The sequence below is a fragment of the Flavobacterium sp. LC2016-23 genome (genome assembly GCF_009674775.1).
Classification (GTDB): domain Bacteria; phylum Bacteroidota; class Bacteroidia; order Flavobacteriales; family Flavobacteriaceae; genus Flavobacterium.
Genome location: NZ_WKKE01000006.1, coordinates 1 through 14741 on the forward strand (window position 1 = coordinate 1; position 14741 = coordinate 14741).

The 14741-nt window shown below is 36.0% G+C and carries 13 protein-coding genes; 11 read left to right on the plus strand and 2 right to left on the minus strand.

Annotation, left to right across the window (positions count from 1 at the left end):
- The 5 genes from GJU43_RS06300 to GJU43_RS06320 all read left to right on the plus strand — a co-directional run.
- A partial coding sequence (locus tag GJU43_RS06300) for a gliding motility-associated C-terminal domain-containing protein (protein WP_154339941.1) occupies nt 1–1943 on the plus strand: 1943 nt, incomplete at its 5' end.
- 46 nt (nt 1944–1989) lie between these two features.
- Nucleotides 1990–2922 (plus strand): type IX secretion system membrane protein PorP/SprF, encoded by a 933-nt coding sequence (locus tag GJU43_RS06305; RefSeq protein WP_154339942.1) that lies wholly within the window; start codon nt 1990–1992, stop codon nt 2920–2922.
- A gap of 11 nt (nt 2923–2933) precedes the next feature.
- Entirely contained in the window at nt 2934–4868 is a 1935-nt protein-coding gene (locus tag GJU43_RS06310; RefSeq protein ID WP_154339943.1) for an OmpA family protein, read from the plus strand.
- A 246-nt stretch (nt 4869–5114) separates the two neighbouring features.
- Nucleotides 5115–7121, plus strand: a complete 2007-nt coding sequence (gene ligA, locus GJU43_RS06315) for an NAD-dependent DNA ligase LigA (protein ID WP_154339944.1) — start codon at nt 5115–5117, stop codon at nt 7119–7121.
- Nucleotides 7108–7800 carry a lysoplasmalogenase family protein gene (locus GJU43_RS06320; protein WP_154339945.1) on the plus strand — a complete coding sequence of 231 codons (693 nt, stop codon included), beginning with the start codon at nt 7108–7110 and terminating at the stop codon, nt 7798–7800. The genes ligA and GJU43_RS06320 overlap by 14 nt, the downstream gene beginning before the upstream one ends.
- Here the strand turns inward: GJU43_RS06320 and GJU43_RS06325 are convergent.
- Nucleotides 7790–8701 carry a bifunctional UDP-sugar hydrolase/5'-nucleotidase gene (locus GJU43_RS06325; protein WP_154339946.1) on the minus strand — a complete coding sequence of 304 codons (912 nt, stop codon included), beginning with the start codon at nt 8699–8701 and terminating at the stop codon, nt 7790–7792. The genes GJU43_RS06320 and GJU43_RS06325 overlap by 11 nt on opposite strands.
- Nucleotides 8702–9030: 329 nt before the next feature.
- Nucleotides 9031–9810, minus strand: a complete 780-nt coding sequence (locus GJU43_RS06330) for a 5'-nucleotidase C-terminal domain-containing protein (protein ID WP_154339947.1) — start codon at nt 9808–9810, stop codon at nt 9031–9033.
- A 101-nt stretch (nt 9811–9911) separates the two neighbouring features.
- On the opposite strand from GJU43_RS06330, the gene GJU43_RS06335 reads away from it, so the two are divergent.
- The 6 genes from GJU43_RS06335 (at nt 9912) to GJU43_RS06360 (ending at nt 14712) form a co-directional block, all read left to right on the plus strand.
- The gene (locus tag GJU43_RS06335) at nt 9912–10370 is read left to right on the plus strand and encodes a hypothetical protein (RefSeq protein ID WP_370455515.1); all 459 of its coding nucleotides are present in this window, start codon (nt 9912–9914) and stop codon (nt 10368–10370) included.
- Nucleotides 10371–10385: 15 nt separating this feature from the next.
- Nucleotides 10386–11279, plus strand: coding sequence for a 4-hydroxy-tetrahydrodipicolinate synthase (gene dapA, locus GJU43_RS06340; protein ID WP_154339949.1), 894 nt, complete (start codon nt 10386–10388; stop codon nt 11277–11279).
- Between the two features lie 125 nt (nt 11280–11404).
- On the plus strand, nt 11405–12199 hold the full coding sequence (locus GJU43_RS06345) for an outer membrane protein assembly factor BamD (RefSeq protein WP_154339950.1): 795 nt from the start codon (nt 11405–11407) through the stop codon (nt 12197–12199).
- A 9-nt stretch (nt 12200–12208) separates the two neighbouring features.
- Nucleotides 12209–12526, plus strand: a complete 318-nt coding sequence (locus GJU43_RS06350) for a DNA-directed RNA polymerase subunit omega (protein WP_007807938.1) — start codon at nt 12209–12211, stop codon at nt 12524–12526.
- 9 nt (nt 12527–12535) lie between these two features.
- The gene (gene coaBC / locus GJU43_RS06355) at nt 12536–13744 is read left to right on the plus strand and encodes a bifunctional phosphopantothenoylcysteine decarboxylase/phosphopantothenate--cysteine ligase CoaBC (protein ID WP_154339951.1); all 1209 of its coding nucleotides are present in this window, start codon (nt 12536–12538) and stop codon (nt 13742–13744) included.
- 80 nt (nt 13745–13824) lie between these two features.
- On the plus strand, nt 13825–14712 hold the full coding sequence (locus GJU43_RS06360) for a DUF4835 family protein (RefSeq protein WP_154339952.1): 888 nt from the start codon (nt 13825–13827) through the stop codon (nt 14710–14712).
- Nucleotides 14713–14741 lie beyond the last annotated feature (29 nt).

The window sequence follows — 14741 nt, forward strand, 5'->3', positions numbered from 1 at the left end:
CAGCCTTGACAAGCGGAGTTTATTACGCTGCTTTATTGGATGCTGCCACAGGATGTGAAAGTTCCATAAGATTGGCCGTTACGATTTCCGTAACCGATCCTGCGACTCCAACGACTACAGATACAACACAAGATTTCTGTCTGGTAAACGCACCAACTTTTGCAAGCATTCAGACCAATGAACCTAATGTGGTTTGGTACAGTGCAGCGACAGGCGGAACAGCAATTCCGGCCACAACAGCCTTGACAAGTGGTACTTATTACGCTGCTTTATTAGATGCGGTAACAGGATGTGAAAGCTCAGTTCGTCTATTGGTTACCATTTCCGTAACCAATCCTGCGACGCCAACCACTACAGACGATACACAAAGTTTCTGTATAACAGCGGCACCAACAGTGGCTAATATCCAGGTTAATGAACCAAATGTAGTTTGGTACAGCACTCCTACCGGTGGTGCAGTAATAGCTTCAACGACACCATTAGCAAATGGTATCTATTATGGTGCTATATCAAATCCGGCGACTGGATGCGAAAGTGTGACAAGATTACAGGTAACTGTTACAATCGAAAACACTACAGCAACTCCAACTACAAATTCAGCGACTCAAAACTTCTGTTCGGTAAATGCACCAACAATTGCTAATATTCAGGTAAATGAACCTAATGTAGTTTGGTACAGCACTTCAACAGGTGGTACTGCAATTCCGGCAACAACAGCTTTGATAACAGGGACCTATTACGGTGCCATTGCAAGTAATGTGGGTTGTGAGAATCCGATACGATTAATAGTTGTCGTAAATGTAAATACACCGGGAATAGTGACGACTCCTAGAACAACGCAAACGTTTTGTTTATCAGATACTCCAACAATTGAAGATATAGTGGTAAATGAACCAAATGTGGTTTACTATTCTTCTGCAACAGGAGGCACACCTCTGGCTGCAAACACGCCGCTTACCGCTACGACATATTATGCTGTTCCGCTTAATAATACAACCAATGGATGTGTTAATACGTCACGTTTAGGAATAACAGTGCAATTTGCCAATGACGCTCTTGTACAAATTACAACTAGTGATGATACACCATGTGTATTCCAGGGAGTTACCTATTCTATTGGAAATGGAAAATCAAATTACGTGTGGACTATTTCAAATGGAACTATTCTTACCGGAGGCGGAACATCAGATGATTCTGTAACCGTTTCGTGGTCTGATGTTGGTCCGGGAACAGTGAGCGTGACTTATGTGAATACTTGTGACGAAACTACAACGAAATCATTAAACGTTACAGTAGCCACATGTTCAGATCTGACGATTACAAATACAGTTAGTAATCCAAATCCGAATTTTGGAGATGAGGTTGTCTTTACAATAACCGTAAACAATGTTGGAGAAGGGACCATCAAAAATATACTTGTAAGTGAATTAATCCCTAGCGGATACAGTTTGGTATCCTTTACCACATCTGCCGGAGTTTATGATCCTGCCACTCAGGTCTGGACAATTCCAACTTTAAGCGGCGGAGAAAGTGAAACCTTAGAAGTGAAACTTTTGGTATTGCCAAATGGTAACTATAACAATGTAGCAACAATCGAGATTTCCACTCCTTTAGATGTGGACCCTACAAATAATTCGGCTACGGCTTTTGTTGAGCCAATTTGTCTGACAGTCTACAATGAGTTTACTCCAAATAATGACGGACAAAACGATCTTTTCAGAATTGATTGTATTGAAACACACCCAAATAATGAACTAAAAGTATTCAACAGATACGGTGCGTTAGTATACAGCAAAAAGAAATATGAAAACGACTGGGATGGAACTGCGAATGTATCGGGAGTTATTAATAGAGGAGATATGTTGCCTACAGGTACTTATTTTTATGTGATAGACACCGGAGATGGAACGGTTAAAAAAGGATGGTTATCTATAATGAGATAGTCCATTAATACTCTTATCTAATTAATTAAACTAAATAAGTATCGTTATGAAACTATATATAAAATCATTAGAAACGTATTTCATTTTAATATGTTCTTTTATCACGTTTTGCGCTTCTGCGCAACAAGACCCGGAATACACGCAGTATATGTATAATACAATGTCGGTAAATCCTGCTTATGCAGGATCTACCGGAGCATTGGAAGCAGCGCTTTTGTACCGTTCCCAATGGGTTGGAATTGATGGCGCGCCGGAAACCCAGTCCTTTTCGATTCATGCACCACTTCGAAATGAAAAAATCGGATTGGGTCTGAGTATTGTTAATGACAAAATCGGACCATCGGACGAATTGTATGTTGATGGAAATTTTGCTTACTCAATAGCTCTCGGGTATGAAAAAAGACTGGCCTTTGGATTAAAAGCCGGTATGAGAATGCTGAATATAGACTGGTCCAAAGGAAAATATTATGATAATACAGATAATCTGTTAAATCAGAATATTAACAATCAGATGAAACTGGCCGTCGGGGCAGGTATTTATTACTATACCGATAAATGGTATTTGGGAGTTTCAGTTCCTAGTTTTATTGAGAATAATTATTATGATGATGTTCAGGAATCTATAGATTATGATCGTTTACATTATTATTTAATGGGAGGTTATGTATTTGATTTGAGTCCGAATTTGAAATTTAAACCGGCATTTTTGGTAAAAGCAGTTAGTGGAGCTCCGCTTACCGCTGATGTTTCCGCCAATTTCATGATTGCCGAAACATTTGTCATTGGCGGTGCTTACAGAACAGATGATTCTGTAAGCATACTGGCCGGATTCCAGATATCAAAAAGCTTTTATATCGGATACGCTTTTGACTACACTGTTAGTGAATTGAACAAGTATAATGATGGTTCACATGAAATCATTCTGCGCTATCAGTTTAATAAAGGCCAAAGCAAAATCAAATCTCCTCGATTCTTCTAAAAACAAACTCTATGAAAAAAATATATATCCTAAGTTTAGTTCTGAGTTTTACGATTGGTTTTGCTCAGACTAATTTAAAAAAGGCAGATGCGTTGTTTAAAAACTATTCGTATGTAGATGCTTCTAAAGCTTACGAAGAAATTTTACAAAACATAAAGAATCCGTCCACACAGACACTAAAGAATGCAGCCGATTCGTATTATTTTATTTCAGATGCCAGAAATGCGCTGAAATGGTACAAAAAATTATATGAAGCACAAGGCAATAATCTGACAGACATTTACTATCTGCGCTACATTCAGTCCTTAAAAGGAGTGATGGATTACGATGAAGCCAACAGAGTGATCAAAGAATATCTGGATAAAAAAGGAGATCAGAATGAAATTAACAGATATGCCGCACAAAAGAAACAACTTGACAGTCTCTCTAAAGCGAAATCGCTCTATAATATAAAAAATCTTGATATCAATACCAGTAAATCTGATTTTGGGGCTACTTTTTTTCAGGATAAAATTGTGTTTACCTCCTCAAGGGATACTACAAAATTTAGTGAAAAATTATACACCTGGAACAATCAGCCTTTTCTAAACCTCTATGTAGCAGAGCGCAATCCGGCAGATGGAAGTTTGTTCAACGAAGTTTTGTTTATACCAAATGTAATGACAAAATATCATGAAGCAACGGCTACTTTTGATGCTCAGGGAAAAACGATTTATTATTCGACCAATATCGTCAAGAAAAATAAACTGGTTGTAGATGAGACAAAAACCAATAACTTTCAGATTGTTAAAGGATCAATTGTAAATAACAAATTAGAAAATCCGGAAAAAGTTTTCTTTGACAGTGATAAGTATTCTGTCGGACATCCCTCTTTAAGTGATGACGGACGCTGGCTTTTCTTTGCCTCAGATATGCCCGGAGGATATGGTGAAACCGATTTGTATTATGTGAAAATTGCAGATGACGGTACGATGAGTTCCCCCGTAAACCTCGGTCCAAAAATTAATACCCTGGGAAATGATCTTTTTCCTTTTTTCAGCAACGGAATGCTCTATTTTTCTTCAGATGGGCATTACGGATTAGGGGATTTAGATGTTTACGAAAGTAAATTCCTGGCAGATGGAACTTTTTCTGTACCACGTAATTTAGGAGCGCCAATCAACAGCAACAAAGATGATTTCTCTTTTGTAATCGACAAAGCGGATACTTTTGGTTATGTTTCGTCCAACAGGGCAGAGGGAAAAGGCGATGATGATATTTATTCTTTTACGAAAGGAAAACCGGTCTGTAATCAGAATATTTCAGGTATAGCCATAGACAGAAAAACCAAATTGCCGCTTACTGATGTGGTAGTGATGGCATACAATTCTTATAATGATGTTCTTACTGAAACAAAGACCAATTATGAGGGTAAATATGCAGTTGTAGTGCCCTGCGGAAAAGTGGTTAAACTGCTGGCGGCAAAGCAGAACTACAGTAATGACGAAAAAACAGTCCAGACAGGAGATGATAACGAAGGCGAAGTTAAAGATATCAATTTTGAACTCAGCAATTATGATGATTTAGTAGTGAAGAAAAAAGGAGTCGAAAAAGTCGATGTTAATCCTATCTATTTTGATTATGACAAGTATGATATTACGCCTTTGGCAATAGAGGAACTGACAAAAGTAGTTTTTATCATGCAGAAATTTCCGAACATCAGAATCAAAATTGAATCACATACCGATTCTCGCGGGAAGGACGCTTACAACCTGAAACTATCTGATAACAGGGCTAAATCGACCCGTGATTATATTATTTCCCAGGGAATTGATGCTTCAAGAATTGAGAGTGCGATAGGGTATGGCGAAACCCGGTTGATTAATAAATGTAAAAATGGTGTGAAATGTACCGAAGAAGAGCACCTGCTCAACAGACGTTCAGATTTCATCATCATTCAAAAGTAACTCTATATTTAAGTCCGGATTGGCTTCGGCCAGTGTAAAAGTATAGAACGTAAAAACCATTTGGAAGTTGGTTTTGATTCATTCTTTTTTAAAGAATAGTGGACAAAAAGGAAATCAAGTTGCATTTTTTTGCAACTTGATTTTTGATTTTTAAAACTTTTGTATTTTTATGTTTTTCAACGAAAATAATCCTAATTTTGAATTTACAGTTATTCAAAATTACAATCCGCATCATTTTACTATTTTATGAGTATTCAAGAAACAATTCAGGCTTTACGAGAGGAACTTAACCAGCACAATTACAATTACTACGTACTTGACAATGCTACAATTTCAGATTATGATTTTGATGTTAAGTTAAAAGAGCTTCAGGATTTGGAAAATAAAAATCCGGAATTTTTTGATGAAAATTCTCCAACCCAGAGAGTAGGAGGTACGATTACCAAGAATTTTAAAACGATAGCACATCAATACCGCATGTATTCGCTCGATAATTCCTATTCAAAAAATGATCTGGAAGATTGGCAGAACCGAATTCAGAAAGTACTTGGAAATGTAGATTTGCAATATACCTGTGAATTAAAATATGATGGAGCTTCCATAAGCATCACCTATGAAAATGGAAAATTAGCACAGGCTTTAACGCGCGGAGATGGTTTTCAGGGAGATGATGTGACCAATAATATCAAAACCATAAAATCAGTGCCGTTACAATTAAAAGGAAATTACCCTTCCAGATTTGATATTCGCGGAGAAATTATTCTGCCTTACGCCGGTTTCGAAAAAATGAATCAGGAACTAATTGAAATTGGGGAAACACCTTATTCAAATCCAAGAAATACAGCCTCAGGAAGTTTAAAATTACAAGACAGTGCAGAAGTAGCCAGACGCCCTTTAGAGTGTTTGTTGTATTTTGTAACGGGTAATAATTTGCCATTTGCGTCTCAGTTTGAAGGATTGGAATCTGCCAGAAAATGGGGGTTTAAAGTTCCAAACGAAGCAAAACTCGTCCATGATTTACAGGAAGTTTTCGACTTTATCGATTATTGGGATGTACATCGTCATAATTTACCTTATGAAACAGATGGTGTAGTAATCAAAGTAAATAGTATTCAGCATCAGGAAGAGTTGGGCTATACGGCAAAATCGCCTCGTTGGGCAATGGCTTATAAGTTCAAGTCGGAACAGGTTTCTACACAATTACAATCAATTTCATATCAGGTGGGCCGTACAGGTGCCATTACGCCTGTGGCAAATTTAAAAGCAGTACAACTCGCCGGAACGATTGTAAAAAGGGCTTCCTTGCACAATGCAGATCAGATAGAAAAATTAGATATCAGAATAAATGATACCGTTTTTGTCGAAAAAGGCGGAGAAATTATTCCGAAGATTATAGCTGTAGATTTAGAAAAACGTCCCGAAAACTCAGAAAGAACCACTTACATTACACATTGCCCGGAATGCCATACCGAACTGGTAAGAAATGCGGGTGAAGCCAATCATTATTGCCCTAATTTCTACGGCTGTCCGCCACAGATTATCGGAAGAATCCAACATTATATTTCCCGAAAAGCAATGGACATTGAAGGCCTTGGAGGCGAAACAGTGGCGCTTCTTTTCAAAAACGGATTGGTTCATAACTATGCCGACTTATACGAATTGAAAGTAGAAGATATTTTGCATTTAGAAAGAATGGCAAAAAAATCGGCAGAGAATCTGGTAAACGGCGTTCAAAAGTCAACAGAAATTCCGTTCGAAAGTGTCTTGTTTGCACTTGGAATCCGTTTTGTGGGGGAAACAGTAGCCAAAAAATTAGCCAAACATTATAAAAATATTACCGCGCTAAGTAAGGCTTCCCTGATGGAATTAATTCTGGTAGATGAAATAGGCGAACGTATTGCCAGAAGTGTGATTGAATTTTTCGAAAATGAAGAAAATCAAAAAATCATAGAACGCTTAAAAAGTTATGGTGTTCAATTTGAAATTGTTGAAAAAATAAACCCAAATGCAACAGAAAAATTCATCGGAAAAACATTTGTAGTTTCAGGTGTTTTTGCCCAGTTTTCAAGAGATGAATTAAAGAAAACCATCGAAGATAACGGAGGAAAGGTCGGAAGCTCCATTTCTGCCAAAACAGATTTTGTAGTGGCAGGAGATAACATGGGACCAGCCAAATTAGAAAAAGCAAATAAATTAAATATTCCGATACTGTCTGAAGAAGATTTTATAACGAAACTAAATGAAAGCGAATAAACCGTCGTTAATCCTGTTTTTTCTGGCATTACTCTGTACCATAATTTTTGATTGGACAGAACAGGATTTTTTGGCAGTATACGCTAAAGCGATTGTGCTTCCCGCAATTTTTTTCTACTTTTTGATTAGCAATAATTACAAAATTGGAAAAACGGAAGCTTTCATTTTTTTGTTCTGCTTCGTGGGTCAGGTATTTGATCTGATGGAAGTGGAAGTCTCTAAAATCGGTGCAGTACTTAGTTTTCTGGTGGTCTACATGTTACTGCTTCGTTTTTTTATAGTAAACCATGAAAGAATAAAACTTAGGCGAAAAGATATTTTGCCTGTATCTATAGTAGTTATTTTTATAGTATACTTGCTGGTTTCGGTATTAAGCCTGCAGTCAGAGAGCATAAAAAAGCTTAATTTTATTTATACTTTTTACGGAATTGTACTGAGTGTTTTAAGCTATTTTTCATTCGTAAGTTACATTACAAAAGGAACCCATATTACCTTATTAATGTCTTTAATGGCAATAAGTTATATATTTTCAGACATATTTTATATCTTCAATGAATATTTTTCCTTTTCAGTAGTCCTCGTACTGATTCGTGACATCACCCAAATTCTGGCGTACTATTTTATGGCGGAATATTTCCTTGAAAAGACTAAAACCGCGAAAAGAATTATTATACAATAATCGATTTCCCCTGATTGGTATGTGCTTTGTCTTTATCAAAATAAAAATCAATACGGCCTAAGTTAATTCCGTAGCATCCTACCTGATTTACTAAAACATTTTCTCCCGCTTTGTTCTTTACGATAGTTGGTTTGTCTAAAAAAGTGTGCGTATGTCCGCCAATAATCAAATCAATATCCTGAGTTAATTCCGCTAATTTCAAATCACAGATTTTAGACGCATCATCTTTGTAGTTGTACCCTAAATGCGAAAGACAGATAACCAGGTCACATTTTTCTGTTTTTTTCAGTAATTGCGTCATGTCCTGCGCAATTTCCACAGGATTGTTGTAAACGGTTTCTTTGTACATTTGTTTGTCTACCAGACCGGCAAGTTCAATTCCAAGACCAAAAACACCTACTTTGATTCCGTTTTTATGAAAAATTTTATACGGTTTAACAAGTCCGTCCATTACCGTATTTTTAAAGTCGTAATTCGAATTTATAAATTCAAAAGTAGCATGGGGCATCTGAGCGTATAAACCATCAAGACCATTATCGAAATCATGATTTCCTATCGTTGAGGCATCATATTTCATCATGCTCATCAATTTAAATTCAAGTTCACCACCGTAATAATTAAAGTACGGAGTTCCCTGAAAAATATCACCTGCATCTAATAAAAGTACGTTTGGATTTTCTTTACGGATCGTTTCAATAAGAGCCGCTCTGCGGGATACACCACCTTTGTTTGCATTACGCGGATCATCAGCCGGAAAAGGGTCAATATGGCTGTGAACATCGTTGGTGTGTAAAATCGTTAAGTGTTTAATATCGTTAGTTTCAAAACTGCTTAATGAAAGGCCTAAGCTTAATAAAGCAGTACTGGCAGCTGTTTTCTCGATAAATTCTCTTCTTTTCATTTTTTATATTTTTTACTGAAACGATATTTTATTTGTAATGTTTTTTTTTGCCACGAATTTCACGAATTTCCGCGAATTAGTATTTTTTACAAAAACTAGGATTGGTGTAAATCCGTCAAATTTGTGGCAACTTATTGTTCTGTATTGTGATTTTTTTTGCCACAGATTAAAAAGATTTGCATTGATTTTAATCTTTTATCCCGATAGCCACCCGGAGCAGTTAAACTTTTCACAAGCACGGTTGCCGGATTTTATTTTCTATTCATTTTTTTAAATATTCACTCTTAAAAAATTAGTGAAAATTCGTGAAATTCGCGGCAAACTTAATATTATTCTTCCGTAATTCGGATGTCTCTTGGCACCGGAATGGTATCAACTTCTTTAAAATAATCAATCAATACGTCCCTTAGTTTATAATTCAGATCATATTTCTTAACACTTTTTGCGAAAAAAGCCATACTGTCTCCGCCATTTGCTAAATAATCATTCGTGGCTACATAATAAACAGCAGATAGGTCAAGAGGTTTTCCCTGAATCAGGATGTTTTTTGCAGTCTTGTCTTTGGCAATTGTAAAAGTCATCCCGGATAATGGCTGCGCTTTTTGTGCTTTAATAATATAAGAACACATTTCTAAAATCTGCTCCCCTTTTAAAGCCATTACAACCATGCTGTTTTCAAAAGGCATAATTTCAAATGCAGTTCTGCTGGTCACATTTCCTTTTGGTAAAATAGCCCTGATACCGCCATGATTCAATAAACACAGGTCAATGCTTTTTTTCTCACGCGCTTTAAAAACCAGATTTCCTCTTTCTACACAAACATCAGCCATCAGATTTCCAATAGTCGTCTGCCATTTTCCGCTGCTTTTGTCAAGTGTTTCAGGACAATAAGCCAAAACACTGTCCAAATCCTTATTAATATGATTTCGATACGGTGCAATAAAGCTTTCTATTGCCGGGGTCTCGGCAGCTTTTTCGGTTACAGGCAGTAGTTTACCTTCTATCTTCGTTAAATTGTAGTTTTTGGTACTGCAAGAAGTTATAAAAAAAAGTGTTAAGAATATAACAAAAAGTTTTAAAAATCCGTTATACTTTTTTAGTTTTACCATCTTAAATGCGACTTAAATAATTAATTTTGTAATCTGGTAAAAATACTATGTTTTTAAATTATATAAAGGAATTTTTTGTAAAAAAATCATTAAAAAATAACTTGCATAATGTCAAAAACGAAGTCTTTACAAGTAAAGTACAAACAATTGGTTTACTGGTTGATGAAAGCAAATTTCGTCATTCGAAAGAGTTAATCAGAGAATTAATATCGAATGGAATCAATCCGGAGGATATAAAAATTGTGGTGTACAGAGATAAATTGAAGAAAAAAACAGCGTACTCAAGACCCACTTTTGGTAAAAAAGACATCAGTTGGGACGGGAATATTACGGTAGATTTTCTAAATGAATTTATAGCAGCAGAATTTGACCTTATGATTAGTTATTATGATATCGAAAAAGCAATTTTGATGATGGTAACAAGTAAATCAGAAGCGAAGTTTAAAGTTGGTTTTGCAGCCGTCGATAAAAAATTAAACCGATGGATGATAGAAACCACTATGGAAAATTACAAACTCTTCGTTTTCGAATTGTTTAAGTATTTAAAAAATATCAAATAAAATATAAATTAGAATATGCAATCATTAATAGGTACTGGCGTTGCTCTTGTAACTCCATTTAAAAAAGATTTCTCAATTGATTTTGAAGCATTACAGCGAATAGTTAATTTTTCGATTGATGGAGGAGTTGAATATCTTGTCGTTATGGGCACAACAGCAGAAAATGCGACCTTAACACAAGCCGAAAAAGAATTGGTTATAAATGCAGTAATTGATATTAACAAGGGAAGATTGCCTTTGGTACTAGGTGTGGGCGGTAATAATACCATGCAGGTTGTTGAGGAATTGAAAACCAGGGATTTTTCTGCCTTTGATGCCATTCTTTCTGTTTCACCATATTATAACAAACCAACCCAGGAAGGGATTTACCAGCATTTTAAGGCGGTTTCCGAAGCTTCTCCGTTACCGGTTATCTTATATAATGTACCGGGAAGAACATCAAGCAATATGCTGCCTGCAACCGTAATTCGTCTGGCAAATGATTTTGATAATATCGTGGCGATAAAAGAAGCTGCGGGAGATATTGTTCAGGCTTTTCAGCTGATCAAAAATGCACCGAAAGATTTCCTTGTAATTTCAGGTGATGATATGATTGCCTTGCCTATAGTTTTGGCTGGCGGAGCAGGGGTGATTTCTGTAATTGGACAAGGTTTTCCGAAAGAATTTTCAGAAATGATCCGTTTAGGACTGAATAAAAAAGTAAGTGAAGCTTTTAAAACGCAATACTTTCTGTCAGATTGTATTGATATGATTTTTGAGCAGGGAAATCCTGCCGGAATCAAGCAAGTATTCAAAGCCCTTGGTATTGCTGAAAACACAGTGCGTTTACCGTTAGTGTCAGTTGATGATGCACTGGCAGGAAGATTGAATGAATTTGTTAAAAAAAGCATTAAAGTAGAGCAGGATTAACGGTATTTTATTATACCAAAAAAATATTTTGTAGTAGCTAAATTAATAACTAAATTTGCCACCGGAACTTCGGTGTGATTTTGCTTTGGCACAATTGTCTAAGAAATCATAATAAAAGTAATAAAATGAAAAAAATAGTATCTCTATTAATTGTTGTTGTCCTTTTTTGTTCTTGTAGTGATTACCAAAAAGCATTGAAAAATGAAGATGTTGCGGCAAAATTTGAAATAGCAACAAAGATGTATGAGGCTGGTAAATATTCAAAAGCCATCCGTCTTTTTGAGCAATTAGCCCCTACCTATAGAGGTAAACCTCAGGCTGAAAAATTATTTTATATGTTTTCTCAGTCCTATTATAAAACAAAACAATATTATTTGGCAGGTTATCAGTTCGAAAGTTTCGTTTCGGGTTATCCGCGAAGTGAAAAAGTTCAGGAAGCTGCTTTTCTCGGGGCCTTTAGCTATTCTAAATTATCTCCTGTTTACAGCTTAGATCAGACAGATACTGTAAAAGCACTTGAAAAATTGCAGGCTTTTATTGATAATTACCCAAATTCAGAATACATCACTCAGGCAAACGATGCAGTGAAAATTCTAAATGGCAAGCTGGAGAAAAAAGCTTACGAAAATGCCAAAGGATACAACACGATTTCAGATTATAAATCAGCATTAGTCGCTTTTGATAATTTTATTGCTGATTTTCCCGGAACGCCTTTTAAAGAAGATGCGTTGTTCTATAAATATGATTCTGCATACAAACTGGCCATAAACAGCGTTCCTTCAAAAATGCAGGATCGTTTAAATGTTGCCAAAGTAGCTTACAGTAACTTAATTAAGTTTAAAAGCGATACAAAATACAAAGTACAAGCTGACGAAATGAACGCCAGAGTGGAAACTGATTTACAAAAATTTACTAAATAAAATAAAGTCATGGATTTAAAAAAGACGAATGCTCCTGTAAATACAATAACTTACAATAAAACAGTTATTGAAGAGCCAACAGGAAATGTGTATGAGGCAATTACCATTATGGCTAAAAGAGCAAATCAGATCAATTCTGAAATCAAAAAAGAATTAACGGAGAAATTAGAAGAGTTTGCTACTTATAATGACAGTCTTGAAGAAGTTTTTGAAAATAAAGAACAAATTGAAGTTTCTAAATTTTACGAAAAATTACCAAAGCCACACGCTTTAGCCGTTCAGGAGTGGTTAGATGGTAAAACATACCACAGAGGTTCAAACAAATAATATAGTATAATGTCAGTTTTAAACGGAAAGAAAATTTTACTGGGAGTTTCTGGTGGAATTGCAGCGTATAAAACAGCATCATTAGTACGACTTTTTATAAAAGCAGGTGCACATGTCCAGGTGATAATGACACCTGCTTCTAAGGATTTTGTAACGCCACTTACGTTATCTACCTTATCAAAAAATCCGGTACATTCCAGTTTCTTTAATCAGGATGATGAAGATGCCGTTTGGAACAATCACGTTGAATTAGCGCTTTGGGCTGATATAATGCTGATTGCTCCAGCAACTGCCAATACGTTATCCAAGATGACAACCGGCAATTGCGATAACCTTTTAATTGCTACTTATTTATCGGCCAAATGTCCTGTTTACTTTGCTCCGGCAATGGATCTGGATATGTACAAACATCCTTCCACCATTTCAAGTTTTACAGCCTTAAAACAATTTGGGAATATCATGATTCCGGCAGAAAGCGGTGAATTGGCAAGTGGACTTTCAGGTGAAGGAAGAATGGCAGAACCCGAAAATATAATCGCATTTCTGGAAGCTGATTTAGAAGCTAAATTACCTTTAAAAGGAAAAAAAATACTAATTACTGCCGGGCCAACATACGAAGCTATAGATCCTGTGCGTTTTATAGGAAATCATTCCTCAGGAAAAATGGGTTTTGATATCGCAAATGCAGCAGCAGATTTAGGGGCAAGTGTTGTTTTGGTATCCGGACCAACGCATTTCAAGGCGAAAAATACAGCAATTCAGGTTATAAACGTAGTATCTGCTCAGGAAATGTATGATGCCTGTCATTTGTACTATAATGATGTTGATGTTGCGGTTGCAGCAGCAGCAGTAGCTGATTATAAGCCTAAAACGGTAGCTTTGCAGAAAATCAAAAAAGCTCCGGATGAGTTTTCGATCGAACTCGAAAAAACAAAAGACATTTTATTGTCGTTGGGAAATAGCAAAAAAAAGCAATTTTTAATTGGGTTTGCATTAGAAACTGAAAATGAAATTGAGAATGCGAAGTTGAAAATTCAGAAAAAAAACTTAGATTTGATTGTTTTAAATTCCTTACAGGATGAAGGGGCCGGTTTTAAAAAAGAAACCAATAAAGTGACTTTTATCGATAAGGATTTTAAAATCGAACCAATGGAACTGAAATCAAAAGAATCAGTAGCAACCGATATTTTGAATAAGGTGATTTCACATTTTTCATAAAGTAAAGGTGATTTCAAGCCAGACACTGAATTAAAAAAATAGCGGAATCATCTTTCGCTAAACGCAAATAGTATCTTCGTATGAATAATAAAATAGTTACTTTATTAGTATTTTTAATCTTTGGCTTTACGCAGGCACAACAGCTAAATTGTACGGTAACTATAAATACGGACAGACTTCCCAATCCAAATCAGCAGGTTTTTAAAACGCTTCAGACCTCCTTGTCAGAATTTGTAAATAAAACCGACTGGACGGGTTCCGTCCTGAAACAAAACGAGCGCATCAATTGTTCGATGTATATTACTTTATCGTCCAACAGTTCAGATCAGTTTTCGGGAACCATTCAGGTTCAGGCATCAAGACTGATCTATAATTCGACCTATTCCTCTCCAATTTTCAATTATAACGATAAAGACTTTAGCTTCAGGTATACGGAATATGAGCCACTATTGTTCAATCCGACTACTTTTGATTCTAATTTAGTCTCGGTAGTTTCCTTTTACAGCTATATGATTTTAGGAATAGATGCAGATACCTTTCAAATGGGTGGAGGAAGCTCGTATCTTGAAACAGCCCAAAACATCGCAAATGTGGCGCAGCAGGGTGGTTTCAAAGGATGGAGCCAGGCAGACGGAGTTCAGAACCGTTACTTTTTAATCAACGATATGCTTTCGCCAACCTACAGCGATTTAAGACAAACCATGTTTTTGTACCATTCCGGTTTAGACAATATGAGTCAGGATCTGAAAGCTGCCAAAGAAAAGATCAAATCTTCAATACTGCTTATAGGTAAATTAAATTCGGTGAAGCCAAATGCTTTTTTAACACGGATATTTTTTGATGCTAAATCAGACGAAATTGTCTCTGTTTTTTCAGGTGGACCAAGTATTCCTGTTACGGATTTAACAGATGTTTTAAATAAAGTTTCCCCATTGAATTCTACAAAATGGTCGCAAATCAAATTTTAATTGATTTTAGATTTTGCCTCCTTCATTAA

Bases quoted from the DNA above. Each gene is read 5' to 3' on its own strand.
- GJU43_RS06305 (WP_154339942.1), top strand. From the start codon at position 1,990: ATGAAACTATATATAAAATCATTAGAAACGTATTTCATTTTAATATGT.
- GJU43_RS06310 (WP_154339943.1), top strand. From the start codon at position 2,934: ATGAAAAAAATATATATCCTAAGTTTAGTTCTGAGTTTTACGATTGGT.
- ligA (WP_154339944.1), top strand. From the start codon at position 5,115: ATGAGTATTCAAGAAACAATTCAGGCTTTACGAGAGGAACTTAACCAG.
- GJU43_RS06320 (WP_154339945.1), top strand. From the start codon at position 7,108: ATGAAAGCGAATAAACCGTCGTTAATCCTGTTTTTTCTGGCATTACTC.
- GJU43_RS06325 (WP_154339946.1), bottom strand. From the start codon at position 8,701: ATGAAAAGAAGAGAATTTATCGAGAAAACAGCTGCCAGTACTGCTTTA.
- GJU43_RS06330 (WP_154339947.1), bottom strand. From the start codon at position 9,810: ATGGTAAAACTAAAAAAGTATAACGGATTTTTAAAACTTTTTGTTATA.
- dapA (WP_154339949.1), top strand. From the start codon at position 10,386: ATGCAATCATTAATAGGTACTGGCGTTGCTCTTGTAACTCCATTTAAA.
- GJU43_RS06345 (WP_154339950.1), top strand. From the start codon at position 11,405: ATGAAAAAAATAGTATCTCTATTAATTGTTGTTGTCCTTTTTTGTTCT.
- GJU43_RS06350 (WP_007807938.1), top strand. From the start codon at position 12,209: ATGGATTTAAAAAAGACGAATGCTCCTGTAAATACAATAACTTACAAT.
- coaBC (WP_154339951.1), top strand. From the start codon at position 12,536: ATGTCAGTTTTAAACGGAAAGAAAATTTTACTGGGAGTTTCTGGTGGA.
- GJU43_RS06360 (WP_154339952.1), top strand. From the start codon at position 13,825: ATGAATAATAAAATAGTTACTTTATTAGTATTTTTAATCTTTGGCTTT.